The following is a 25,187-nucleotide window of genomic DNA, read 5'->3' as shown; positions in this document are numbered from 1 at the left end:
GGTTCTCTCGGCGCGGTTTTGGGTTCTCTCGGCGCGGTTTCGGGTTCCGTCGGCGCGGCCACAGTTCATGCACTGATCGGGAAACCATGACGCTGCGGTCGACGCCGGTTCATCCGGATCCGACCACATTGTGCAGGTGCGCATCGTGCAGCTCGCCAATTTCTACGGCGCCCGATCAGGTGGCCTGAAGACCGCCGTCGATCGTTGGGGCGCCGGGTACGTCGGCGCAGGTCACGAGGTGATCCTGGTCGTTCCGGGTGCCGCCGACCATGCCGAGACCCTGCCCAACGGGGTGCACCGGATCGCAGTACATGCCCCGCGACTGCCCTTCTCGGGCGGCTACCGCGTGGCACCGGCCCGACGGGTGGCCGACATCCTTCGTCATCTCCGCCCCGACTCACTCGAGGTGTCGGATCGGCTGACGCTACGCGGGTTCGGTCGGTGGGCCCACGACCATGACATCGCGGCGACGATGGTGTCGCACGAACGGCTCGACCGACTACTCGGGATGGCCATGCCCGGGCCGGTGGCCCGAGCCCTCGCCGACGAGGCCAACCGCCGCACCGCACTGTCCTTCGACACCGTGGTGTGCACCACGGGTTTCGCCGCCGCCGAGTTCCATCGCATCGGCGCGACCAATGTCGCCCACGTGCCGCTCGGTGTCGATCTCGATGTCTTCGATCCTCGCCACGCCGATCCCGCCGTCGGCGCCCGGTTCGTCGACGACACCACCACCCTCATCACCCATTGCGGTCGGCTCTCCCCGGAGAAACGCGCCGACCGCAGTATCGACGCGATCGCCCGACTGCACGGCTCGCGTCGCCGAGTGCATCTCGTGGTGGCCGGCGACGGCCCCCGACGACCGTCCCTCGAGCGGGCGGCCCGTGGTCTCCCCGTCACCTTTCTCGGACACGTCGCCGACCGCGCTCAGGTCGCCGCGCTGCTGGCAACCACCGAGATCTCTCTGGCGCCGGGACCGCACGAGACGTTCTGCCTGTCCGCGCTCGAGTCGCTGGCCTCCGGGACACCTGTGGTTGCCTCCAGGTCATCGGCGGTGGCGGGCATGGTCGACGCCACCTGCGGGGCGTTGGCCGACAACTCGGGTACGGCATTCGCCGACGCGATCGAGCAGGTCCTCGAACTCCCGCGCATCGAACGTGAATCGGCCGCGCGCCGACGTGCCGCCCGCTATCGATGGCCGGACTCCATCACCCGGATGCTCGCCGTTCATCGTGGTCTCGCCACGTACCAGCGGTCGTCAGGAGCGGGCGAGTTCGGCTAACGCGGGCACCAGCTGGGCCAGCGCCTTGCCCCGGTGGCTCAGCGCGTCCTTCTCGGACGCCGAGAGTTCGGCCGACGAACGCCCCTGTGCCGCGGGGTCGTCCGGCACGAACAGCGGATCGTACCCGAACCCGTTGTCGCCGCGCGGGGCTCGCAAAATCGTCCCCCGCCACTCTCCACGCACCACGTTCTGCTCCCCCGTCGGGAGAACCAGAGCGCATGCGGACACGAACGCCGCGCCGCGCCGATCGTCGGGCACATCGCCGATCTGCGCGAGCAACAGGTCGTTGTTTCCCCGGTCGTCGCCGTGACGTCCCGACCAGCGCGCTGACAACACCCCGGGCATGCCGTTGAGGGCATCCACTGCCAGGCCCGAATCATCGGCGAGACAGGCCAACCCGGTCGCACGTGCACCGGAGACGGCCTTGATGATCGCGTTCTCCTCGAACGTCGCGCCGGTCTCGGGCTCTTCCGGATAGTCGTCGACGGCATCGAGACCGACGACATCGATACCGGTGATCCCTGCGGCGTCGAGCACTCGCTGCAGTTCTGCCAGCTTCTTCGCGTTGCGGCTGGCGACGAGGACGGTCGCCATCAGGACTTGGACGGGAGCCGGCCGGGATACGGTGCGGCGAGCACCTCACGCTGCGCCTCGAACAACTTGTCGGTCCCCACCATCGCCATGTCGAGCAGCTTGTCGAGGGTCGCCCGGGGGAAGGTCGCGCCCTCACCGGTGCCCTGCACCTCGACGAGAGTGCCGGCGTCGGTGGCCACCACGTTCATGTCCACCTCGGCGCGCGAGTCCTCTTCGTACGGAAGATCAAGTCGGACACGGCCGTCGACGACCCCGACGCTGACCGCCGCGATCATGCACGACAGCGGCTGCGGGTCGCTCAGCCTGCCGGCCGCTTTGAGCCAGGTCACTGCGTCGGACAGCGCCACGTACGCACCGGTGATCGCCGCGGTGCGGGTACCGCCGTCGGCCTGCAGCACATCGCAATCGATCGCCACGGTGTTCTCACCGAGGGCCCCGAGGTCGATGCACGCACGCAGCGATCTCCCCACGAGTCGGCTGATCTCGTGGGTGCGGCCGCCGATCTTGCCCTGCGTCGATTCGCGCCGGGACCGCTCGTGTGTCGACGACGGCAGCATCGCGTACTCCGCGGTCAGCCAGCCCAGACCTGATCCGCGCCGCCACGGCGGCACCCCTTCGGTCACGCTCGCGGTGCACATCACCCGCGTGTCACCGAACTCCACGAGCACAGAGCCCGCCGGATGACTGGTGAATCCGCGGGTGAACGTGATCGGTCGGAGTTCGTCGTCGGTCCTGCCGTCAGCTCGTTTCGTCACGGCCCCAACTCTAACGATGCGGGGTCCGTGGCGATCGAGGCGGGAGTGGGCGGGGGCGCGGGAGCGGCCCTTCGTGACAGTCCTTCGCTAGCGCTCCGGACTTCCTCAGGGACCGAGGGTTGACCCGAGTGGCCGACGAACCAAGAGACGCGGCGTCCACCGCTGATCGAGTAGCCGACGAACGTAGTGAGGAGGCGTATCGAGATCACGGCACCAGGTCGAAGACCTGACCGGGCCGGACCAGGTCGACGGGGCCGGCGAAGGTGGAGCGCGCCTCCGCAAGGATCTCCTCCGGGTCGAACCAGGGAGCCAGATGGGTCAGAGCCAACGCCCGAACCCCGGCCTTGGTCGCGATCTGACCTGCCTCGTATCCGGACAGATGCAGGTTCGGCGGCCGGTCATCGGGCGCGTGGGTCCAGGTGGCCTCGCAGAGGAAGATGTCGGCCCCCTGCGCCACATCGACGACCTCGTCGCACATCGCGGTGTCGCCGCTGTAGGCGATCACCTGCCCCTCCGGACCGGTGAAGCGTAGGCCGAACGTCTCCGGCGGATGGTTCACCTTGACCGGTTTCACCTCGAGTCCGTGCAGCGACACCTCGGTACCCTCCTCCCATTCGATGGTGTCGAAGGTGTCGGAGATGTCGTCGACCTCGCCGGGCAGCTCCGACGACGCCGCACCGACGCGCTGCGCGGTACCAACCGGCCCGTACAGGGTGGCTCGGCCCGGCGCGGGACGAGGGGCGTAACGCCGCCACACCAACATCGCCGGCAGGTCCAGGCAGTGGTCGGCGTGCAGGTGGCTCAGCACGACATCGACGTCGACCGGATCGACATACCGTTGCAGTTCGGTGAGGACGCCCGGGCCACAGTCCATCAGCACCGGCCGCTGTCCTTCGACGGACAACAGGTAGCCCGAGCAGGCGGAACCGGGTCCACCGACACTGCCGGAACACCCGAGGACCGTGAGACGCATACGCCCTACTGTGCCACGCGGCCCCGGGCATGCGAACGCATACGGGTCACAAGTCTCCAACGATGAGCCGGGCGGTCCCAGAGGCGTGTCTAGAGATGCTGCACCTGCCCGATGGCGGGTCCGAGAAACCGTGTCGAGAGTCGGGCGAAGAACTCCGGGTCCCCGGTCGCCCGGAACTCACGCACCGCGTCCCGGTCGGTGTGCGGATGGAGCAAGTCGAGCTCGGTCAACACCCGGAAGAGGTCCTTCGCGGTCTCCTCGGCGCTCGACACCAGGGTGACCTGGTCGCCCATGGCGAGCTGGATGACCCCGGAGAGCAGCGGATAGTGCGTGCAGCCCAGGACCACGGTGTCCACGTCGGCCTCTTGCAAGGGCTCGAGATATCCCTGGGCGAGGCCGAGGATCTGGCGACCGCTGGTGATCCCCCGTTCGACGAAGTCGACGAACCGCGGACACGCGACCGCGGTGATCTCGACGTCACGAGCGGCGGCGAACGAATCCTGGTAAGCACGTGAGGAGATGGTCGCCTGGGTGCCGATGACCCCGATCCGGCCGGTCTTCGTGGCCACCACGGCGCGGCGCACGGCGGGCAGGATCACCTCGATCACCGGGATCGGGGCATAGCGTTCGCGGGCATCCCGCAGACAGGCGGCCGACGCCGTATTGCAGGCGATGACAAGAGCTTTCACACCCCGTTCGGCCAAGTCATCGCCGATTGCGAGGGCATGTCGCCGGATGTCCGGGATGGCCAGCGGACCGTAGGGACCGTTGGCGGTGTCACCGATGTAGATGACGTCCTCGTCCGGGAGCAGGTCGATGATGGCGCGCGCCACCGTCAAACCGCCCACACCGGAGTCGAAGATCCCGATGGGAGCATCTTGGGACGTTATGACCGCACCCCCAGGGTCTGTTGCGGCGGCCCGGTGGGCCTGCGCCGATCGCGGGACGCGAGATACCAGGCGGCCAACACCCCGCCGAGAGCACCGAACAGATGTCCCTGCCAGGAAACGCCGGGAGTGGTCGGCAACACCCCCCAGAGCACCGATCCGTAGATCAGGAACAGGACCACCCCGCCGAGGATCTGCCAGATGTCGCGGTTGAACAGACCTCGGATGAGCAGATAGGTCAGCCACCCGAAGATGACCCCGGATGCGCCGACGGTGACGGTGTACGGCGGCGCGAACAACCACACCCCCAGGCCGGACACCACCCACACGATGGCGGTGACGATCAGGAAACGTCGAGCCATGAGCAACAGGAATCCGAGCACCAGTCCCGGGATCAGATTGGCGATCAGGTGTTGCCAGTCCGCGTGCAGAAGCGGTGCCCACAGGATGCCGTCAAGACCGTCGACCTGCCGCGGCTCGATGCCGGCCTCGTCGAGGTCGTAATGAGTGGCAGCGTCGATCGCTTCGATGATGAACAACAGCGCGGTGATCGCGGCCATGATCGCAACCGAGCGCAGCCACAACGGGCGTGGCTTGTTACGCGCGGTGCCCGAACCCGAGGGCGCGGGGTTGGTGGTCATGGCTCTTCCTGTCGGTGTCGGTTCGGCGCGGCGTGCGGGGGGGTTTCGATACGCGACGGGCTCGCACGCTCGCTCGCCGCTACCCAACCAGCAGTAGCTCGACGGGCTCGCTTGCCTGGTCGACGATCAATCACTCACGCCCAGAGCTGTCCTTCGAGTGCCTGCTCTGCCTGCTCCAGGCTACCTTCGTACGCGCCGGTGCTCAGATATTTCCATCCGGCATCGGGGATGACCAGGCCGATGTCGGCCCGTTCACCCTTCTTGAGCGCGCTGCGTCCGATACCCCGGGCGGCCTGCAGGATCGCGCCGGTGGAGATGCCGGCGAAGATCCCCTCGGTGTCGATGAGTTCGCGCACACGGGCTACGGCGTCTACTCCCTGGACCGAGAACCGCCGGGTCAGCACAGAATCGTCGTAGAGCTCCGGGACGAAGCCCTCGTCGATGTTGCGCAGTCCGTAGACCTCGTCCCCGTAGCGGGGTTCGGCGGCGACGATCTGGATCTCGGGATTCTGTTCTCGCAGGTAGCGGCCCACCCCCATCAGGGTTCCGGTGGTTCCCAGGCCTGCCACGAAGTGGGTGATCTCGGGCAGGTCCGCGTACAGCTCCGGTCCGGTGCCCTCATAGTGCGAGAGCATGTTGGCCTCGTTCCCGTACTGGTAGAGCATCACCCAGTCGGGATGGTCGGCAGCGAGTTCCTTGGCCATCGCCACCGCGGTGTTCGATCCGCCCGCGGCTGGTGACGAGATCACCTGGGCGCCGAACATCGTCAGCAGCGAGCGGCGCTCCTCCGACGTGTTCTCGGGCATCACGCAGATCAGCTGATAGCCCTTGAGCTTGGCGGCCATCGCCAGCGAGATGCCGGTGTTACCGCTGGTCGGCTCGAGGATCGTGGAGCCCGGCGCCAGCAATCCGTCCCGCTCGGCCTGCTCGATCATCCGCAGCGCGGGGCGATCCTTGATCGACCCGGTGGGGTTGCGGTCCTCGAGCTTCGCCCACAGCCGTACGTGCGGGCCTCCATCGGGATCCCCGGGGTCGGAATCCTCCCACCGCGGTGAGAGACGCTGCAGCCCGATGAGCGGGGTGTGACCGACCGACTCGATCAGTGAGGTGTAGCGAGCCACCGACGACTATCCCCCCGCGACCGCGGGCAGGATCGTCACATCGTCGCCGTCGTCGACGCTGGTGTCGAGGCCGCCGGAGAACCGCACGTCCTCGTCGTTGACATAGATGTTGACGAAACGGTGGAGCTTGCCGTCGGCGACGAGCCGATCCTTGAGCCCCGGGTTGGCCGTCTCGAGGTTGTCGATGACCTCCGACAACGTCGACCCGGTGGCCTCGACGCGCTTCTCACCTCCCGTGTGGGTGCGCAAGATGGTCGGGATGGACACGGTTACCGCCATTGGTCAGCTCCTGATCTCGATCGACTCTTCGGTCACCACACCATCGACGATGCGATAGCTGCGGATCTCTGCGTTCTCGGCGTCCCGGGTGGACACCAGCACGTAATGGGCGTTGGGTTCACTGGCGTAGGAGATGTCGGTCCGGCTCGGGTAGGCCTCGGTGGCCGTGTGGGAGTGATAGATCACCACCGGCTCCTCGTCGAGGCGGTCCATCTCCCGCCAGACCTTCAGTTGTTCGCCGGAGTCGAAGCGATAGAACGTCGGCGAGCGCTCCGCGTTGGTCATCGCGACGAAGCGTTCGGGACGATCCGACCCCTCAGGTCCGGCGATGATGCCGCACGCCTCGTCCGGGTGGTCGGCGCGTGCGTGCGCCACCATCGCATCGACCAACTCCTGACCGATCGTCAGCACGTTCAACTCCTCCTCAGGCATCAGGTCTGGGCAACGCCCCGGCGACCGGGGCTATTCCGCCGACCCACGGTAGCCACCCGCCGCGGACGGCAGGACGTCGGCGTAGGCAGGTATGCCTGCCACGGGCCGGGCGGCGACGACCGCTGCGACGATCGCGCGCTGGACGACGACGGCGGCCACCCGACAGACCTCGGCAAGCAGCGCGACGTCGGGATTCATCCCGTCGGGGACCGGTGGCTGTTCCGGACGGTGCGCGCGGGTCGCGACCGCGAAGAGGGTGTCGCCGTCCAGTGGCGAGTGCGCGGGCACGATTGCGCGCGCCAGGCCGTCGTGACCGGCCATCGCCACCCGTCTCGTCGCGGCGGCGTCGAGCACGGCGTCGGTGGCGATCACACCGATCGTCGTGTTCAGCACCGTCTGTTTGGCCGCCAGTTCCGCGTACCGGGCGATCTCCTCGCGCACCGGCCGGCGGAGCCGGAGCTGATCGAGGTCGGTATCGGTTGCCGCCCAGGGTAACCCGGACGCGGGATCGACGACGGACCCGACCGGATTCGCCACCACCAACGCGCCGACCGTGACACCCTCGGCCGGTCCGTCACCGATGGTCATCGACGCCGTTCCGACCCCGCCCTTCACCGCACCGGCACGTGCGCCGGCCCCCGCTCCCACGCTGCCGACCTCGAAGTCACTCGCCACCGCCGCCAAGGCGCGACGGCCGAAGTCGGCGTCCGGCCGGCATTCCCAGGCACCGACCGGCAGATCGAAGATCACCGCGGCGGGCACAATCGGGACGACGTGGCCCCGGTCGTCCATGGGTAGGCCCACCCCACTCGCCTCCAGCCCGGCCATCACGCCGTCGGCCGCGGCCAGTCCGAACGCGCTACCGCCGGTCAGCACGATCGCGTGTGCCGTCTGCACCGTGTTGGCGGGATCGAGCAGATCGGTCTCCCGCGTGCCCGGTCCCCCACCGCGTACATCGACCGCGCACACCGCGTCGGGTGCATCGATCCGCACGACCGTGGTGCCGGTCGCCCACCCCCGCCCCTCGGTCCCGCCGCCGTCGTCGAGATCACCCTTCTCGGTGTCGTCGGTTGAGCCGGCAGCCGCAGGCTCGGCCACGCGCGCATCGCCGTCGATCCGGTGGTGGTGGCCGACCGAGATGCCGGCCACGTCGGTGATCCGGTCGCCCTGCGGCGCGATCACCGGGGTCACATCAACGACTCGACGAGAAGTTCCTGCATGACCGTGAGCCAGTGATAGACGTCGAGGTGCGCGGCATGCGGATGGTCGGGCGGCAGCTGATCGGGGGTGTCCTCCGATATCCCCAGCATCGCGCCGAGCGCCAACCGGACGTCGTTGAGCGCGGTCAGCCACTGCATTGCCTGTTCCTCGGTGAGCGCGAGGTCACCGCCGCCCCGCGGCAGCGTGTCCAACACGACGTCGGCGGCCGTCATCTTCGCCGCGATGATGTGTGGTTCGTGCAGACTGCGCAGTGCGCTGTTGACGTCGCCGTTCACCATGTCAGCGGTGAGCTCTCGCTCTTGGTCGGGGCGGTGGAAGTCGGGTAGCAGACGGCCCAGCGTCACGTCGGTCGGCGCGTCCTTGTGCCCGGTCGGGATCCCGGTCAGGTCGGACAGCTCGTCACGGGGTGCGGTGGATTCTCGCTCGGCGAGCAGCTCGTGCATCGATGTCACCATCGACGCCAGCAGTTCGACCTCATGCGGGTCGAGCTGCGAACAGATGCGCATCGCCGAGCCCCGACCCTTGCGTTTCCAGGTACGCACGTGGTGTGCCGATCCCCGCTCAGGTGTCCCGCTGCATGGTGGCCCAGAGGCCCGCCGCGTGCAGCTTGCGGACATCGCCCTCCACCTTGTCGCGCTCACCGGCGGAGACGACGGCCTTGCCCTCGTTGTGGACCTGCATCATCAGTTCGTTGGCCCGCGCCTCGGAGTATCCGAAGATCTTCTGGAACACGAAGGTGACGTAGCGCATGAGGTTGACGGGGTCGTCCCATACGATCGTCACCCACGGACGATCCAGCGACGTCGCACCTTCGGCCACGCCGGGATCCGCCACCGCGGTGCCTCCCGGAGATCCCGGGGTAGCCTCGTGCGCACGAGTTACGTCAGGCGCCATACGACCAAGGGTAAGCGATTGTGAGCATCGACAACACCGCCCTGCTGACCGATCAGTACGAACTGACCATGGTCTCTGCCGCATTGCGTCATCCGATGGCGCAGCGGCCATGCGTGTTCGAGGTGTTCGCCCGTCGCCTGCCCGACGGCCGGCGATACGGGGTGGTGGCCGGTACCGGACGCGTGCTGGAGGAGCTGGCCGACTTCCGGTTCGGTGACGACGAACTGGCGGTGGTGCGTCGGTTCCTGGACGACGACACCGTCGAGTGGCTGCGGAACTACCGGTTCACCGGCGACATCGACGGATACCGCGAGGGCGAACTGTACTTTCCCGGCTCCCCGATCCTGACCGTCCGCGCGAGCTTCGCCGAAGGCGTTCTGCTCGAGACACTCATCCTGTCGATCCTCAACCACGACAGTGCGATCGCGTCGGCAGCGGCACGCATGGTCAGTGCCGCCGGTTCGCGGCCGATCATCGAGATGGGTTCGCGACGCACCCACGAACGTGCCGCGGTGTCCAGCGCGCGTGCCGCGTATCTCGCGGGGGTGGCGGCCACGTCGAATCTCGAGGCCGCCCGAACCTATGGGGTACCCAGCGCCGGCACCGCGGCCCACGCGTTCACCCTCGGCTTCACCGGACCCGACGGCCCGGACGAGAAGGCGGCGTTCGCCGCGCAGATCGATGCCCTGGGCATCGGCACCACTCTGCTCGTCGACACCTACGACATCACCAGGGGTGTACGCAACGCCATCGAGGTCGCCGGGCCCGAACTCGGGGGCGTCCGGATCGATTCCGGTGACCTCGGCGTACTGGCCCGGCAGGTGCGCGACCAATTGGATTCCCTCGGCGCCCACCACACCAAGATCGTCGTCTCCGGCGACCTCGACGAATATGCGATCGCGTCGCTGCGCGCCGAACCGGTCGACACCTACGGCGTCGGCACGTCGCTGGTGACCGGCAGCGGCGCACCGACCGCGGGCATGATCTACAAGCTCGTCGAGGTCGACGGACTGCCGGTGGCCAAGCGGGCGAGCCACAAGGAATCCAAGGGCGGCGCCAAGACCGCGGTGCGTTCGGCCCGCTCGTCGGGCACCATCGTCGAGGAGATCCTCTATCGCGCGACCGAACCGGCGCCCGCAGCCGATGGATTCACGTTGCGCCCGTTGCAGATCCCTCTCGTCCGCGGGGGCGATCCGGTCGATGGGCTGCCGACGCTCGGCGAGGGCCGAGAGTATCTCGCCGACGCGTTGGTGAGCCTGCCGTGGGAAGGGCTCGGCCTGTCCCACGGAGATCCCGCCGTCCCCACCCGTTTCATCCTCGGCTAGGAAGGTCGGTCAAGCAGTCATGGGAGAACATGCTCCGAAACACCATGCGCTGGTCGTCGTCGACGTCCAGAACGATTTCTGCGAAGGCGGCGCGCTGGGCGTGAACGGCGGCGCGGCGGTCGCCTCGGCGATCAACTCGATCGTCGGCGACTACCGCACCGTGGTCGCCACCCGCGACTACCACATCGATCCGGGAGATCACTTCTCCGACCACCCGGACTTCGTCGACTCCTGGCCGCCGCACTGCAAGGTGGGCACCGACGGAGTCGCCTTCCATCCGACGTTCGACGCGTCGGTCGTCGAGGAGACGTTCTCCAAGGGTGAGTACAGCGCCGCCTATTCAGGGTTCGAAGGATCCACCGAAGACGGCGTATCACTTGCCGATTGGCTTCGCGAGCACGGGATCACGCATGTCGACATCGCCGGGATCGCCACCGATCACTGTGTCCGCGCCACCGCTCTCGACTCGGTGAGAGAGGGGTTCGCGACCCGCGTGCTGCTGAACTTCACCGCCGCGGTCTCGGCGGAGACGTCGGCACAAGCGCTGACGGCGATGCGGGAAGCCGGTGTGGAACTCGAGGGTGACCTGCTCTACGACGGGTCGACCCACATCAGATGACCACATCCCCGACGACCTCCCACCGAATGACCACGACCGGATGACCCAGATCCCCTCGGTGACCGCACTGCTCGACACCGCGGTCACCGCCCTCGGCGGCAACCGCCGCGACGGCCAGGTACGGATGGCTAGTGCGGTCGCGCACGCCATCGACACCGGCGAGCATCTCGCCGTGCAGGCCGGCACCGGCACCGGCAAGTCGCTCGCCTACCTCGTGCCGGCGATCCGTCATGCAGTCGAATCCGGCCGCACCGTGGTCGTGTCCACCGCGACCATCGCGCTGCAACGTCAGCTGATCGAGCGCGACCTGCCCCGACTCGCGCCGGCATTGAAGGGCCCGCTGGAGCGCGAACCCACCTTCGCGATCCTCAAGGGGCGCGGTAATTATTTGTGCCTCAACAAGATCCACAGTGGCACCGCGGAGGAACCCGCAACGGAGCTGTTCGATGCATTCGAGTTGTCGCGAACCGGCCGCGAGGTGACACGGCTTCGTGAATGGAGTTCGGACACCGAGACGGGCGACCGTGACGATCTCACTCCCGGCGTGTCGGACCGGTCATGGCGACAGGTGAGCGTGACGGCGCGCGAGTGCCTCGGCGCCACGAATTGCAGCTACGCGGAGGACTGCTTCGCCGAACGATCACGACGGGCCGCGGGGAAGGTCGACGTCGTGGTCACCAACCATGCCCTGCTCGCCATCGATGCGATGAGTCCGGCGAGCATCCTGCCCGAACACGACGTCGTCGTCATCGACGAGGCCCATGAACTCGTCGACCGGATCACCTCCGTCGCCACTGCCGAACTGTCCGGCGCCGGCATCACGCTGGTGGCCCGGCGCTGCGGCAAGCTACTCGACGACGAGACCACCGACGCTCTGCTGGGCGCAGGCGAGAACCTCGATGCGGTCCTGGAGGAATCACCGGCACGCGAATGGACCAGACTGCCCTCGGGCATGGCCGAGGCGCTCGCCGGCCTGCGCGATCGTCTGTGGCTGGCCCGGAACGAGATCGGTCCTGTCCGGATGCCCGGAGCAGGCAGCGGCGGCGCATCGGACGAGTCGGCGGCCGCCCGCTCGGCCGCGCTCACCTCGCTGGAGGACACCCACGACACGGTGGTGCGCCTTCTGGGCGCTTTCGACTCGCCGGACGAGGCCAAACGCCACGACGTCGTGTGGGTGGCGCACGAGAAGGTCGGCGGCGACACGCGCGCGATTCTGCGGATCGCCCCGCTCTCGGTCGGCGGTCTCCTGCGGGCGTCGCTGTTCGCCAACGCGACGGTGATCCTGACCTCGGCAACGCTGACCATCGGCGGGAACTTCGACGCGCTGGCCGCCACCTGGGGGCTACCCGCCGCCGGCCGACGTGATGCCGGGAGCGAACCGAGCGGGCCACGAGATTTCGACGGCGCCGATCCCGCGGCGGAGCGACTCGCGGCGCCGGAGATCGGCGCGATGGCCATCGGCAAGAGTGCGCCGTCGGACACCGCACCGCCCCGCTGGTCCGGTCTGGATGCCGGGTCACCGTTCGATTACCCGAGGGCGGCGATCCTCTACGTGGCCCGCCACCTGCCCCGCCCGGGTCGCGACGCGATCGCCGACGTCACCCTCGACGAACTCGCCGGCCTGGTCGACGCCGCCGACGGACGGACGCTGGGCCTGTTCTCGTCCATGCGTGCCGCGCGGGAGGCCGCCGACGCGATCCGGGAACGTTGCGATCATCCCGTGCTCTGCCAGGGCGACGACACCACCTCCACGCTCGTGCGCCGCTTCGCCGAAGACCCGAGGACCTGTCTGTTCGGCACGCTGTCGTTGTGGCAGGGCGTCGATGTGCCCGGGCCTTCGTGCAGCCTCGTGGTGATCGACCGTATCCCCTTTCCCCGCCCGGACGACCCGCTGCTCACCGCTCGTCAACGGGCCGTCGAGGCACGGGGAGGTAACGGTTTCCTCACGGTCGCCGCAAATCACGCGGCATTGCTGCTCGCCCAGGGTGCGGGGAGGCTACTCCGTTCCACCGACGACCGCGGCGTGGTCGCCGTTCTGGACTCCCGGTTGGCCACCGCCGGATACGGTGGATATCTGCTCGCGTCGCTACCACCGTTCTGGCGGACGACCGATGGTGATCTGGTCCGTTCAGCGTTGGGCAGACTGGCCGCCATCCCCTACGGTTAGGGACGGCAGCGATGCCGGCGTCGCCACACCGGGAGCGCGCGTCAGTGAGGTCGCAGGTCTACGAGAGGAGGCCCCTGGTGATCGGGCGGATGGGGATCGACGATATCCAACCCCTGGTGTCGGCCGGACAGAACTCGGCGAAAGCCGTTGTCGGCGAGCTGGTCCCGATCAGCGCGACCGCATGGCGGGAGGGGCACGACGCCCTCGGGGTGACACTGCATGTGGACGGGCCCAATCGGAGCTCAGCCGACGTCCGGATGGAGCCCGCCGGCGAACCCGACGTGTTCAACGCTTCGTTCGTCCCGGACGCGGTCGGCTATTGGGTGTTTCGTATCGAGGCATGGAGTGACCCGTACACCACCTGGCGCTCGGCCGTCCTGAAGAAGATCGACGCCGGTCAGGGTGCCGCCGACCTCGCCAACGACCTCGAGATCGGTGCCCGGCTGCTGACCGAGGCGCGTGAGGTGGTTCCCGAGGACACCTGGGAGACGCTCGATGACGCGGTCGCTCAGTTGCGCGCCCGCCGACGACGTGTCGAGAACCGGGTCAATCTCGCGGTCTCCGACGAGGTGGCCGACTTGCTCACCCACCACCCGGTCCGCGAGTTCGTGACGAAGTCACGGTCCTATCGCGTGTGGGTGGATCGCCGGCGTGCGCTCGTGGGCTCCTGGTACGAGTTCTTCCCGCGGTCCACGGGCGGCTGGGACAACGAAGGTCAACCGGTGCACGGCACCTTCCTCACCGCCGTCGACGACCTGCCCCGGATCGCCGGGATGGGGTTCGACGTGATCTATCTGCCCCCGATCCATCCCGTGGGTGAGGTCAACCGCAAGGGCCGTAACAATTCGCTCGTCGCGGGGCCGGATGATGTCGGCTCACCGTGGGCGATCGGGTCGGCAGCGGGTGGCCACGACACGATCCACCCGGACCTCGGCTCCACCGAGGACTTCGCATATTTCCTCTCCAGGGCCGGCGAACTCGGTCTCGAGGTGGCCATCGACCTCGCCCTGCAGTGTGCACCCGATCATCCTTGGGCGCGTGAGCATCCCGAATGGTTCACCACCCTTCCCGACGGGACCATCGCCTATGCGGAGAATCCACCGAAGAAGTACCAGGACATCTACCCACTGAACTTCGACAATGACCGCAACGGGCTCTACCGTGCCGTGCTGAAGATGGTGCTCGGCTGGGTCGGGTTGGGTGTCAAGATCTTTCGGGTCGACAATCCGCACACCAAGCCTCCGAACTTCTGGGAATGGCTCATCAATGAGGTGAAGAAGCGCGACCCGGACGTGCTGTTCCTCGCCGAGGCGTTCACCCGTCCGGCGCGGCTGTACGGACTGGCCCGTCTCGGTTTCACCCAGTCCTACACCTATTTCACGTGGAAGACGCTGAAGTGGGAGCTCGAACAGTTCGGCAAGGAGATCTCCGAGCACGCCGACGAGGCGCGCCCCAATCTCTTCGTCAACACCCCGGACATCCTGCACGCCAGCCTGCAACACGGCGGCCCGGGCATGTTCGCTCTGCGCGCCGCGCTCGCCGCGACGCTGGCGCCGACGTGGGGCGTGTACAGCGGCTATGAGCTCTTCGAGCACGTCGCGGTCGCCGAGGGCAGCGAGGAATACCTGCACTCGGAGAAATACGAGTTACGGCCGCGGGACTACAAGGCGGCAACCAGCCGCGGCGAGTCGCTCGAGCCGTGGATCACCACGCTCAACGAGATCCGGCGCCGCCATCCCGCACTGCAACAGTTGCGCCACATCACGTTCCACCATCTCGACAATCCCGCGCTGATCGCCTATTCGAAGTTCGATCCGGTGTCCGGGGACCGGGTCATCGTCGTCATCAATCTCAATCCGTTCGGTACCGAGGTCTCGACCGTGTGGCTCGACATGCCTGCACTCGGCTTTGACTGGCAGGACCGGTTCCTGGTGCGTGACGAGGTGTCCGGTCAGGAGTTCCATTGGGGGCAAGCGAATTACATTCAACTCGAGCCGTGGCATGCGGTCGCGCACATCCTGGCGCTCCCGCCGCTCGATGCCACCGCCGCCCGACGACTCGCCTACCGGATTCAGTGAGGTTGACGTGACCGACACGACCAAGAGCCAAGGCCCCGAACCGTCGGCGTCCGACCATGATCTGCGGCGGCTGTTCAGTCTGACCCATCCCGACCCCCACGCGTTCCTCGGTGCGCACGACGCGACCACCGGCTGGACCATTCTGCGAACCCTCCGCCCGGACGCCACGTCGGTTGTCGCGGTCATCGGTGGCGTCGACCATCCGATGTATCGACAGAGCGATGACCTGTGGGTGGTGGCGGTACCGTTCGAGGACCTGATGGACTATCGCTATCGGGTGACCTACCCCAACGCCGACGGCGGTTCCGACGACTACGTCGTGGCCGACGGCTACCGTTTCCTGCCGAGTCTGGGTGAACTCGACGTCCACCTGTTCTCCGAGGGCCGGCACGAGTCCCTCTGGGACATCCTCGGCGCGCGCATCGTGTCCTACACCACGCCTGACGGCGAGGTCGGGGGCACAGCGTTCTCGGTGTGGGCACCCAATGCCCACGGTGTCGCGGTCGTCGGCGATTTCGACAACTGGTCCGGCCGGCAGGCGCCGATGCGCATGATCGGCAGCTCCGGTGTCTGGGAGGTGTTCATCCCCGATGTCGGCGACGGCATGCGGTACAAGTTCCGTGTTCATGGTGCCGACGGAGTTGTCCGGGACAAGGCCGACCCGATGGCCCAGCGCACCCTCCCACCGCCGTCGACGGTGTCGGTCGTCACCGAATCCAGTTATGTGTGGTCGGACGAGGAGTGGATCACCAAGCGCACCACGGCAAGCCCGGTCGAGGAGCCGATGAGCGTCTACGAGGTGCACGTCGCCTCGTGGCGAATGCACCTGTCCTACCGCGAACTCGCCGTCGAACTCGCCGATTACCTCGTGGAGAAGGGTTTCACGCACGTCGAATTCCTCCCCGTCGCCGAACATCCATTCGGCGGCTCGTGGGGCTACCAGGTCACCTCGTACTTCGCGCCGACGTCACGCTTCGGTTCCCCGGACGACCTGCGATACCTCATCGACCATCTGCACTCGCGGGACATCGGGGTGATCATCGACTGGGTTCCCGCGCACTTCCCCAAAGATGACTGGGCACTTGCCCGATTCGACGGCACGCCGCTCTACGAGGACGGCGATCCGATGCGCGGCGAGCAACTCGACTGGGGCACTTACGTCTTCAACTTCGGGCGCCGGGAGGTCCGCAACTTCCTCGTGGCCAATGCGCTCTATTGGTTCGACGAGTTCCACGTGGACGGCCTACGTGTGGATGCGGTGGCGTCGATGCTGTATCTGGATTACTCCCGCCCCGACGGGCAGTGGCGTCCGAACATCTACGGTGGCCGGGAGAACCTGGAGGCGGTGCAGTTCATCCAGGAGACGAATGCCACTGTGCACAAACACTTCCCGGGTGCGGTGACCATCGCCGAGGAGTCCACTGCGTGGCCCGGCGTGACGCAGATGACCAATCTCGGTGGCCTTGGTTTCACATTCAAGTGGAACATGGGCTGGATGCACGACACGCTCGGATATCTGGGCCGCGATCAGGTGCACCGCAGCTTCCACCATCACGAGATCACGTTCTCGCTGATGTACGCGTGGAGTGAGAACTTCGTGCTGCCGATCTCTCACGACGAGGTCGTCCACGGCAAGGGAACGCTGTGGAGCCGGATGCCCGGCGACTCCTTCACGAAAGCATGCGGTGTCCGTGTCCTGCTCGCGTACATGTGGGCACACCCCGGCAAGCAGCTGCTGTTCATGGGCCAGGAATTCGGACAGACCGGCGAATGGGCCGACAACCGCAGCCTGGATTGGTTCCAGCAGCAGGGTTGGGAAGGCGAACTGCATTCGGGTATCTCGGCTTTGGTCACCGACCTCAATCGGGTCTACCGGAGCAGTCCCGCGCTCTACAGCCAGGACGCGACGCCGGACGGCTACGAGTGGATCGACGCCAACGACACCGCGAACAACGTGATCAGCTTCCTGCGTCACGGGAGCGACGGATCGGTGATGGCCTGCCTGTTCAACTTCTCCGGCTCCGACCGCGTCAACTATCGCGTCGGTCTCCCCCGGACGGGAGCGTGGTCGGAGGTGGTCAACACAGATTCGACCGCATACAGCGGAGGCGGAAAGGGCAACCTCGGCAGCGTGACCGCGGACGGCCCGGGCTGGCACGGCCGCGCGACCTCCGCCGAGGTGATGCTGCCGGCCAACTCGGCGATCTTCCTGGCCCCTGCGACGGACTGACCCTCCTCCGATCCCTGACGAGCCCCCGAACTCGCGAGGGACCCCCACCGATCCCTGACGAGCCTCCGAACTCACGGGCAACCCCCACCGAAACCTGACGAGCCTCCTCGCGGGCAACCCCCACCGATCCCTGACGAGCCTCCGAACTCACGGGCAACCCCCACCGAAACCTGACGAGCCTCCTCGCGGGCAACCCCACCGAAACCTGACGAGCCTCCTCGCGGGCAACCCCCCTCCGATCCCTGAGGAGCCTCCGAGCTTGCGAGGACGCGTCACGAAGGGCGCCCTTCGTGACGCTCGGCTGGCGCCTCGCTCCTCAGGGACCGGGATGACCGCTCGGTCTCGCGACGCTCCTCAGGGACCGGGATGACCGCTCGGTCCTCACGACGCTCCTCAAGGACCGGGATGACCGCTCGGTCCTCACGACGCTCCTCAAGGACCGGGATGACCGCTCGGTCCTCACGACGCTCCTCAAGGACCGGAATGACCGCTCGGTCCTCACGACGCTCCTCAAGGACCGGGATGACCGCTCGGCCGGCGGCTCGCTCCCCAGGGACCGGCGTTCGGCACGGGTTCTATCGGCGTCGCTCTCAGTACAGGGCCGTCGCGAGCTTGCGACGAGCGGAGATGACGAACGGTTCGGCCGGGTCGAAGAGCTCGAACAACTCGAGCAGGCGTGTGCGGGCCCTGGTCCGGTCGTCGCCTGCGGTCAGCTTCACGACGTTGATGATCCGGTCGAAGGCGTCCTCGGGTCGCTGCGACATCAGCAACACATCCGCGGCGGCCAGCTGTGCGTCCACGTCGGTCGGGGCCGCAGCGTCCACGATCGCCGGATCGTGCGCCTGGGCGCGCAGGACGAACTCGAGATTGCGCGCCGCCGAGGCAGCCTCGACGTTCTCCGGTTCGGCCTCGACGATCGCCCGGTACTCGGCGAGCGCTCCGTCGAAGTCGCCGGCGTTGAGCTTGTCCTCAGCGGCGACCATCCGGGGGTCTTCCGGTTCGGGTCCGGCGTCGGGCAGCCCACCGGGCAGCCCGTCCCCGAGCTGCGACAGGATCTCGCCGACCCATTGTGAGATCTCTGCTTCCGAACGCACGCCGTTGAAGGCGGCGACCGGCTGGCCCTGCGCGATGGCGACGACCATCGGGATCGACTGGACCCGGAAGGCCTGTGCGATCCGCGGGCTGGCGTCGACGTCGATCTTGGCGAGCACCCAAGCGCCCTGCGCCCGTGCCGCCAGCGACTCGAGGACCGGGGAGAGCTGCTTGCAGGGGCCGCACCATTCCGCCCACAGATCGACGAGGACCAGCTGCTGCTGCGAGCGGGCGAGCACCTCGGTCTCGAAGGTCTCGTCGGTCACGTCGATGACGGCGTCCGCGGAGCCCGTCGGGGGCGCGGAATCGGGCGGCGGTCCGGCGGACTGAGGCGCTGCGGTCGGGCGCTGCCCCTGTTGCCGCTGCGCGTCGGCGCGTTCCTTGAGGGCCGACAGGTCGACCGCACCCGACATGGCTACCGCTGCGGCAGCTTGTTGCCGAGCGGCCGCGGCCGCCTGCTGCCGATTCGTTGGTCGTGTCACTCCTCTAGTGTGTCATGCCGCCGGCAGGCGGATCACCGCTGTCACCGGGCCGGGGCACGCACGACACCGGCGGCCGCCGCGGCGAACACGAGCGCTCCGACAGCCACCACCAGCCCGATCCCCAAGCTGCTTCGCTGACTGATGAATCCGACCACCGCCGGTCCCGCGAGCATGCCCAGATACCCGCACCCGACTACGAGCGAGATCGTGCGTCCACTCGAGTCGTCGGTGAGGTTGCCCGCCGCGGTGAAGATCTGGGGAATCAGTCCGGCCAGGCCTACACCGAAAACCGTCCAGCCGACGATCGCGAGCCACGCCGACGGTGCCGACACGGCCAGTGTCATGCCGACGATGCCGATCACGGCGCCGTAGCGCACCACGGCCATCGGCCCCAGTACCGCCGCCACCGGATCGATGCCGAACCGCGCCAGGGTCATCGCCCCGCTGAACGCACCGAAAGCGATGGCTCCGACCGACTCGCTGGTGCCGAAACTCTCGACGACATGCAGTGCACTCCAGTCGTAGGCGGTCCCCTCGGCCAGCATGAGAGCGAAGGCGACCGCGGCGAGGAGGAACAACCGTCGTCGATCGATCGCGTCCCACCAACGACCGGGTCGCTCTCCCGCGGCCGTCGTGCCGCCGACCTCCGACGTCTGAGGACCCGGGTCGCGCCTGAGCAGACCGCTGGCGACGCAACCGGTCACCACCAGGCCGACGAGACCCGAGACAGCCACCGTCGCCATGACCGGGACATCGAGCCACAGCATGAGAGCCACGATGCCGGAGCCGAGCAGTCCACCCACCGAGAAGAACCCGTGAAACGACGACATGATCGGCCGGCCGTAGCGGCGTTCCACCGCGACTGCCTGCGCGTTCATCGAGACGTCGAGCGCGCCATTGGCGAACCCGAAGGTCGCCAGCGCCGCCGCAAGGGACCACGTGGTGGTGGCGCCGACCGGTCCGAGGACCACCAGCGACAGCAGGATCGCCGCGACGATCGTGGTCGGACGCGATCCCCACCGGTCGATGACGGGCCCGCAGACCTGCATTCCGACGAACGCGAAACCACCGAGCAGCAGGAGCAGCCCCCCGAGTGCGTCGTGGGAGACCCCCGTGCGCTCGGTGATCACGGGGATGTGAGCAACCCACATCGCGGCGAGAAAGCCGTTCAGCGCGAACACGGTCGTCGCGGAGGCACGTGCGCGCCGATCGGTCGCCGTGACCGACGGCCGCCCGGCCTCGCGCACGTCACCCGTCACGTGAGATGCCGGTCGATCCGTTCGACCTTTCCGGTCATCTCCCCGGTGTGGCCCGGTCGGATGTCGGCCTTCAGCACGAGTCCGACGCGGGGCGCATGCTCGGCCACGGCCTCGGTGGCCTGCCGGACCACGGCCATGACCTCGTCCCACTCGCCTTCGAGGTAAGTGAACATCGACGTCGTCTGGTGTGGCAGACCAGAGGCGCGGACGACCCGCACCGCCGCGGCGACCGCCGCGCTCATCCCACCGTCGGCGTCGACCGCATCGCCACCGGAGGGCGTCAGGCTGAAGGCGACGATCACGGCCTCACCACCGTCAGGCCGCCAGACGCTGCGGCGCCTGCTCGGCGGACAGCTCGGCCAGATGACCGTTGCGCTGGGCCCACCATTCGAACACCAGAGTGCCGAACGGCGGGATGCTCGAGAGCAGTGCCAGGCCGGTCACAGTGGCGTTCCAGCGCAGTTGGACCGCTGTCACCACAGAGATCACCACGAAGATCACGAAGACGATGCCGTGGACCATGCCGGGGACGGCCACCGCCTCGGTGTGTCCGAGGACCCACTTGAAGAACATGGCGATCAGCAGTGCCAGCCACGTGATGGCCTCCACCACCGCGATGAACCGGAAGCGCTTGGCCGGGGTACTGAGATCGAAGAATTGCGACATGGCTTCCATTGTGCCGAATCAGATGGCGTTATACGACAAGGTGTAGTAGAGGTCTCCCCCTACTACACCTCGAGCCCAGGTCAGCTCTTGGGCACCCGAACGATGAGCGCGTCACCCTGACCGCCGGCACCGCACAGTGCTGCTGCTCCGACGCCGCCACCGCGACGCTGCAGTTCGAGCGCCAGGTGCAGGGTGATCCGCGCACCCGACGTGCCGATCGGATGACCGACGGCGATGGCACCGCCGTTGACGTTGACGATCTCCGGATTGATGCCGAGCTTCTTGGTCGAGGCGAGTCCGACGGCCGCGAACGCCTCGTTGATCTCGATCAGATCCAGATCGGACGGCTTGATGCCGGCCCTCGCGCATGCCTTCTCGATGGCGTTGGCGGGCTGCGCCTGCAGCGACGAATCCGGTCCGGCGACGACGCCGTGCGGTCCGATCTCGGCCAGCCAGGTCACGCCCAGCTCTTCGGCCTTCGCCTTGCTCATCACGACCACAGCGGCGGCGCCGTCGGAGATCTGCGACGAGTTGCCCGCGGTGATCGTGCCGTCCTTGCGGAAGGCGGGCCGCAGGCCCGAGAGGGAGTCGGCGGTGGTGTCCGCGCGAACGCCCTCGTCCTCGGCAAAGGAGACCGGATCGCCCTTGCGCTGCGGGATGCTCACCGGCACGACTTCGTCGGCGAAAACGCCGTTTTTCCAGGCGATCGCCGCGCGCTGATGGCTTTGCGCCGCGAACTCGTCCTGCTCGGCACGGGTGAAACCGCGGGTCATATCGTCGGCGGCCTCCGCAGCGACGTCATTGCCCTGCTCGGTCAGCGCACCCATCGGCTGATCGGTGAACGCGTCCCACAGCCCGTCGTAGGCCATGTGGTCGACGAGTTCGGTGTTGCCGTACTTGAACCCGCTCCGGCTGCCCGGCAGCAGATGCGGCGCCTGGGTCATCGACTCCTGGCCACCGGCGACGACGCACTCGAACTCGCCCGCACGGATCAGCTGATCGGCGAGCGCGATCGAGTCGATTCCCGACAGGCACATCTTGTTGATGGTCAGGGTCGGTACATCCCACCCGATACCGGCCTTGACCGCGGTCTGACGGGCCGGCATCTGACCGGCACCGGCCGTGAGGACCTGGCCCATGATCACGTAATCGACCGCCGAGGCCGGGACCCCGGAGCGCTCGAGTGCGCCCTTGATCGCGATGGCTCCCAGATCGACCGCGCTGAAGTCCTTCAGCGACCCCTGCAGACGCCCGAACGGGGTCCGCGCGCCCGCGACGATGACAGTCGACGATTGTTCGGTGTTCGTGGACATGGGAGACCTCCAACATGGGATAAACCGGCAGACCGAGCGCCCGCTCTGTGAGCTTTTCCCTTCAACGCTACCGTTAGGACATGACGACCTCAGCAACAGACCCCGCAGCATCAGTCTCCGCCACCGAGCTCATCTCCGACCTCGTCGTCGCGATCGATCATGTCGGCATCGCCGTGCCGGACCTCGAGGTGGCCAAGCAGTGGTATCGCGACCACCTCGGGTTCGAGACGCTGCACGAGGAGACGAACACCGATCAGGGCGTCGTGGAGGCGATGGTCGGGCCCCGCAACGCGGGTGAGTCCGGCGGAGCGGTGATCCAGTTGCTGGCGCCCCTGACCGAAGAGTCGACCATCGCCAAGTTCCTGGATCGCAACGGACCCGGCCTGCAGCAGCTCGCCGTGCGAGTCACCGATGTGGAAGCGGTCAGCACCCGGCTCACGGACGCGGGCGTGCGCGTGCTGTACCCGGAACCCCGGCGCGGCACCGCAGACTCTCGCATCAACTTCGTGCACCCGAAGGATGCCGGCGGCGTGCTGCTCGAGCTGGTCGAACCCGCGTCCGGTTCCACAGGTCACTGATATTAGCCACTGAGATAAACTGTGCCGCATGTCAGCTCCCGCACCGCGGCACCTACCCTTCGCCGTCGTCATGCGCGGCTTCGATCGCGATCAGGTCGCCGAGCACCTGCAGCGCATGGATGCAGAGCTGCGTGTGCTCTCGGCCGATCGGGATGCCGCCACCGCCAACGCACATGAGCTCGCCGCCCACCTCGAGGAGGCTCGCGACGAGATCGAGGAGTTGCGTCGCGAGGTCGACAAACTGTCGGTGCCCCCGACAACCGCGCAGGGAATGAGTGAGCGGCTCGGCCGCATGCTGCAACTCGCATCGGACGAGGCCTCGGAGATCCGAGCGGATGCCGCGGCCGAGGCCGCCGAGGTGACCTCCATCGCGCGTCAGGAGGCCGCGATGATGCGTGATGACGCCGAGGCCGATGCCAAGCGCATGCGCGACGAAGGCGCGAAGACCGCCGAGAAGACCATCGCCGACGCCGAGCAGCGGGCCCGGCAGGTCCGCGAGAAGGCTGACGAGCTAGCCGCCCATGCTGCCGAGGAAGCCGAGGAAGCGGCCAGGCTCATCGCCGAACGCACGGCGGCGATGGAGGCCGAACACAAGGAGACGATGGACGCCGCCAAGGACGAGGCGCGCCGGATCGTCACCAAGGCCAAGGGCGAGGCCGCCGAGCTCGAGTTGCAGAGCACCCGAGCGCGGCAGGCCGAACGCGAACGGCACGACGCCGAGCTCGCCGCGCAACGCGATCGTGCCCGGCACGAGGCGGCGCGGATGAAGGAGACCGCCCAGGAGATCGCGACCGAGCGGCTGGCCCGCTCCCGCGAGCTGGCCACCCAGGCCGACCTGGCTCGCAAGCAGGTCGTCGAGCAGCTGAATCAGGTGCGCGATCAGGTCTCCAAGCTCCCGGCGCAGCTGGCCGAACGCCATCAGGACCTGGCCGACCTCACCGACAACGACGACGTCGAGCTGCTCAACCGGGCCCTGTCGGCACAATCGCAGGTCAAGCGGTCGCCGAGCAACGGCAACACGGTCAACAGTTCGGCGGCACAGGCGGCGACCCGGCCCTGAGCCGAGACACCGACTTCGGCGCCTCGCGAATGTCGGCGACAGGGGCCCGATACCGCTACGATCTCGTCATGAAACGGCGGGCATTCGTGACCCTCAACCGCGCGGTCAACGCAGTGATCTCCTGGCGCAAGCCACGCCGATTCCGAGGCGCCGACCTTCTGCTTCTCACCACCACCGGACGCAAGAGTGGCAAACAGCGCACGACACCGCTCATATTCACGACTGACGGCGACCGATGGATCGTCGCCGCGTCGAACGGCGGGGCCGATTGGCAGCCGGGTTGGTGGTTGAACCTGAAAGCCGGCACCCCCGCAACGGTCGAGCTCGCAGGCGCGGTGACACCGGTGATCGGGACCGAGCTCACCGGCGCCGACCGCGAAGCGATGTGGACGACCCTCAACGACGATGTCTTCGACTACCAGGGCTATCAGGACAAGGTGCGACGAACGATCGCCGTGGTGGCGCTGACACCGGCGAAAGTCACCTGACCGCCGGGATCACCACCGCTCAGAACAACCGGAACTCAGTGCTCTCCGCGCCCCGCAGCGCGTCGTAGTCGAGGACCAGACAACGGATCCCGCGGTCCTCGGCAAGCGTGCGGGCCTGCGGCTTGATCTGCTGCGCGGCGAAGACGCCCGTCACCGGCGCGAGGGTCGGGTCACGGTTGAGCAATTCGAGATACCGCGTGAGCTGTTCCACCCCGTCGATCTCGCCCCGGCGCTTGATCTCGACGGCGACCGTCGCTCCAGCCTGGTCTCGGCAGAGCAGATCGACCGGCCCGATCGCCGTCATGTACTCGCGCCGGACCAGGGTGTGTCCGGTGCCGAGGGTGTCGACGTGCTCGGCCAGGAGTTCCTGCAGATGAGCTTCGACACCGTCCTTCACCAGCCCTGGATCGACGCCGAGCTGATGCTCCGAATCGTGCTCGATCGACGCGATCGTGATGCGCAGTTCCTCGCCGGCCTTGTTGGTCACCACCCAGTAGGCGTGCGCCTCGACACCGTCGGGAACCGGGGCCTCATCCATCCAGCACGGCGGACTCATCCAGTTCAACGGTTTGTAGGCCCGGTCGTCGGCGTGCACACTCACCGATCCGTCCGACTTGATCAGCAACAGCCGCTTTGCCATCGGCAGGTGTGCGGTCAACCGCCCGACATAATCCACTTGGCATTCCGCGATAACCAGACGCACGTTGGTCAGCTTAACGGTGGGCCGTCAGCGTGCCCGGACACCCCTGGC

The 25,187-nt window shown here is 67.6% G+C and carries 26 protein-coding genes; 9 read left to right on the top strand and 17 right to left on the bottom strand.

All coding sequences use genetic code 11. The features are described 5' to 3' along the window. Nucleotides 1-136 precede the first annotated feature (136 nt). Nucleotides 137-1,282 carry a glycosyltransferase gene (locus tag ACVT6V_RS15060; RefSeq protein WP_489900588.1) on the top strand — a complete coding sequence of 382 codons (1,146 nt, stop codon included), beginning with the start codon at nt 137-139 and terminating at the stop codon, nt 1,280-1,282. Here the strand turns inward: ACVT6V_RS15060 and rdgB are convergent. The 11 genes from rdgB to clpS all read right to left on the bottom strand — a co-directional run bounded on the left by rdgB (nt 1,259) and on the right by clpS (nt 9,079). After that, nucleotides 1,259-1,876, bottom strand: coding sequence for an RdgB/HAM1 family non-canonical purine NTP pyrophosphatase (gene rdgB / locus ACVT6V_RS15055; RefSeq protein ID WP_489900587.1), 618 nt, complete (start codon nt 1,874-1,876; stop codon nt 1,259-1,261). The two genes, ACVT6V_RS15060 and rdgB, sit on opposite strands and share 24 nt — an antisense overlap. Continuing rightward, nucleotides 1,876-2,631 carry a ribonuclease PH gene (gene rph, locus ACVT6V_RS15050; RefSeq protein WP_489900586.1) on the bottom strand — a complete coding sequence of 252 codons (756 nt, stop codon included), beginning with the start codon at nt 2,629-2,631 and terminating at the stop codon, nt 1,876-1,878. Before rph ends, rdgB begins: the two co-directional genes overlap by 1 nt. A 205-nt stretch (nt 2,632-2,836) precedes the next feature. Then, nucleotides 2,837-3,604 carry a cyclic nucleotide-degrading phosphodiesterase gene (locus ACVT6V_RS15045; protein ID WP_489900585.1) on the bottom strand — a complete coding sequence of 256 codons (768 nt, stop codon included), beginning with the start codon at nt 3,602-3,604 and terminating at the stop codon, nt 2,837-2,839. A gap of 89 nt (nt 3,605-3,693) precedes the next feature. Continuing rightward, nucleotides 3,694-4,494, bottom strand: coding sequence for a glutamate racemase (murI, locus tag ACVT6V_RS15040; RefSeq protein ID WP_489900825.1), 801 nt, complete (start codon nt 4,492-4,494; stop codon nt 3,694-3,696). Then, complete coding sequence (locus ACVT6V_RS15035) at nt 4,491-5,132, bottom strand: rhomboid family intramembrane serine protease (protein ID WP_489900584.1); 642 nt, start codon at nt 5,130-5,132, stop codon at nt 4,491-4,493. The genes murI and ACVT6V_RS15035 overlap by 4 nt, the downstream gene beginning before the upstream one ends. A gap of 134 nt (nt 5,133-5,266) precedes the next feature. After that, complete coding sequence (locus ACVT6V_RS15030) at nt 5,267-6,253, bottom strand: PLP-dependent cysteine synthase family protein (protein ID WP_489900583.1); 987 nt, start codon at nt 6,251-6,253, stop codon at nt 5,267-5,269. 6 nt (nt 6,254-6,259) lie between these two features. Beyond that, nucleotides 6,260-6,532 (bottom strand): MoaD/ThiS family protein, encoded by a 273-nt coding sequence (locus ACVT6V_RS15025; RefSeq protein ID WP_489900582.1) that lies wholly within the window; start codon nt 6,530-6,532, stop codon nt 6,260-6,262. 3 nt (nt 6,533-6,535) lie between these two features. Then, entirely contained in the window at nt 6,536-6,943 is a 408-nt protein-coding gene (locus ACVT6V_RS15020) for a M67 family metallopeptidase (RefSeq protein ID WP_489900581.1), read from the bottom strand. A gap of 51 nt (nt 6,944-6,994) precedes the next feature. After that, a complete protein-coding gene (locus ACVT6V_RS15015; RefSeq protein WP_489900580.1) occupies nt 6,995-8,155 on the bottom strand; it encodes a P1 family peptidase in 1,161 nt (386 codons plus the stop codon). Next, complete coding sequence (aosR, locus tag ACVT6V_RS15010) at nt 8,152-8,727, bottom strand: oxidative stress transcriptional regulator AosR (RefSeq protein WP_489900579.1); 576 nt, start codon at nt 8,725-8,727, stop codon at nt 8,152-8,154. Before aosR ends, ACVT6V_RS15015 begins: the two co-directional genes overlap by 4 nt. A 19-nt stretch (nt 8,728-8,746) precedes the next feature. Next, nucleotides 8,747-9,079, bottom strand: coding sequence for an ATP-dependent Clp protease adapter ClpS (gene clpS, locus ACVT6V_RS15005; protein ID WP_489900578.1), 333 nt, complete (start codon nt 9,077-9,079; stop codon nt 8,747-8,749). Nucleotides 9,080-9,099: 20 nt separating this feature from the next. On the opposite strand from clpS, the gene ACVT6V_RS15000 reads away from it, so the two are divergent. The 5 genes from ACVT6V_RS15000 (at nt 9,100) to glgB (ending at nt 17,498) form a co-directional block, all read left to right on the top strand. Beyond that, the gene (locus ACVT6V_RS15000) at nt 9,100-10,404 is read left to right on the top strand and encodes a nicotinate phosphoribosyltransferase (protein WP_489900577.1); all 1,305 of its coding nucleotides are present in this window, start codon (nt 9,100-9,102) and stop codon (nt 10,402-10,404) included. Between the two features lie 19 nt (nt 10,405-10,423). Continuing rightward, on the top strand, nt 10,424-11,023 hold the full coding sequence (locus ACVT6V_RS14995; RefSeq protein ID WP_489900576.1) for an isochorismatase family protein: 600 nt from the start codon (nt 10,424-10,426) through the stop codon (nt 11,021-11,023). A 40-nt stretch (nt 11,024-11,063) separates the two neighbouring features. After that, nucleotides 11,064-13,190, top strand: a complete 2,127-nt coding sequence (locus tag ACVT6V_RS14990) for an ATP-dependent DNA helicase (protein ID WP_489900575.1) — start codon at nt 11,064-11,066, stop codon at nt 13,188-13,190. Between the two features lie 77 nt (nt 13,191-13,267). Next, the gene (locus ACVT6V_RS14985; RefSeq protein ID WP_489900574.1) at nt 13,268-15,268 is read left to right on the top strand and encodes a maltotransferase domain-containing protein; all 2,001 of its coding nucleotides are present in this window, start codon (nt 13,268-13,270) and stop codon (nt 15,266-15,268) included. Further along, a complete protein-coding gene (gene glgB, locus ACVT6V_RS14980; protein ID WP_489900824.1) occupies nt 15,228-17,498 on the top strand; it encodes a 1,4-alpha-glucan branching protein GlgB in 2,271 nt (756 codons plus the stop codon). The genes ACVT6V_RS14985 and glgB overlap by 41 nt, the downstream gene beginning before the upstream one ends. 590 nt (nt 17,499-18,088) lie before the next feature. Here glgB and ACVT6V_RS14975 read toward each other — a convergent pair. The 5 genes from ACVT6V_RS14975 to ACVT6V_RS14955 form a co-directional block, all read right to left on the bottom strand. Next, the gene (locus tag ACVT6V_RS14975) at nt 18,089-19,072 is read right to left on the bottom strand and encodes a tetratricopeptide repeat protein (protein WP_489900573.1); all 984 of its coding nucleotides are present in this window, start codon (nt 19,070-19,072) and stop codon (nt 18,089-18,091) included. A 41-nt stretch (nt 19,073-19,113) separates the two neighbouring features. Next, nucleotides 19,114-20,223, bottom strand: a complete 1,110-nt coding sequence (locus ACVT6V_RS14970; protein ID WP_489900823.1) for an MFS transporter — start codon at nt 20,221-20,223, stop codon at nt 19,114-19,116. A 104-nt stretch (nt 20,224-20,327) separates the two neighbouring features. Next, nucleotides 20,328-20,633 (bottom strand): thiamine-binding protein, encoded by a 306-nt coding sequence (locus tag ACVT6V_RS14965; RefSeq protein ID WP_489900572.1) that lies wholly within the window; start codon nt 20,631-20,633, stop codon nt 20,328-20,330. A gap of 13 nt (nt 20,634-20,646) precedes the next feature. Next, nucleotides 20,647-21,006, bottom strand: coding sequence for a DUF3817 domain-containing protein (locus tag ACVT6V_RS14960; RefSeq protein WP_489900571.1), 360 nt, complete (start codon nt 21,004-21,006; stop codon nt 20,647-20,649). Nucleotides 21,007-21,077: 71 nt separating this feature from the next. Then, nucleotides 21,078-22,310 (bottom strand): acetyl-CoA C-acetyltransferase, encoded by a 1,233-nt coding sequence (locus ACVT6V_RS14955; RefSeq protein WP_489900570.1) that lies wholly within the window; start codon nt 22,308-22,310, stop codon nt 21,078-21,080. A gap of 80 nt (nt 22,311-22,390) precedes the next feature. Here ACVT6V_RS14955 and mce point away from each other — a divergent pair, with 80 nt between their 5' ends. From mce to ACVT6V_RS14940, 3 genes are all read left to right on the top strand, one after another. Continuing rightward, the gene (mce, locus tag ACVT6V_RS14950; protein ID WP_489900569.1) at nt 22,391-22,888 is read left to right on the top strand and encodes a methylmalonyl-CoA epimerase; all 498 of its coding nucleotides are present in this window, start codon (nt 22,391-22,393) and stop codon (nt 22,886-22,888) included. Between the two features lie 28 nt (nt 22,889-22,916). Next, a complete protein-coding gene (locus ACVT6V_RS14945; RefSeq protein WP_489900568.1) occupies nt 22,917-23,948 on the top strand; it encodes a hypothetical protein in 1,032 nt (343 codons plus the stop codon). A gap of 68 nt (nt 23,949-24,016) precedes the next feature. Continuing rightward, nucleotides 24,017-24,436, top strand: a complete 420-nt coding sequence (locus ACVT6V_RS14940) for a nitroreductase/quinone reductase family protein (protein WP_489900567.1) — start codon at nt 24,017-24,019, stop codon at nt 24,434-24,436. Between the two features lie 19 nt (nt 24,437-24,455). On the opposite strand, the gene nucS is transcribed toward ACVT6V_RS14940, so the two are convergent. Then, nucleotides 24,456-25,139, bottom strand: coding sequence for an endonuclease NucS (nucS, locus tag ACVT6V_RS14935; RefSeq protein ID WP_489900566.1), 684 nt, complete (start codon nt 25,137-25,139; stop codon nt 24,456-24,458). Nucleotides 25,140-25,187: the final 48 nt, after the last annotated feature.

The organism is Gordonia sp. LMA167 (genome assembly GCF_058130025.1).
This window is presented reverse-complemented; position numbering and strand designations above follow the sequence as displayed.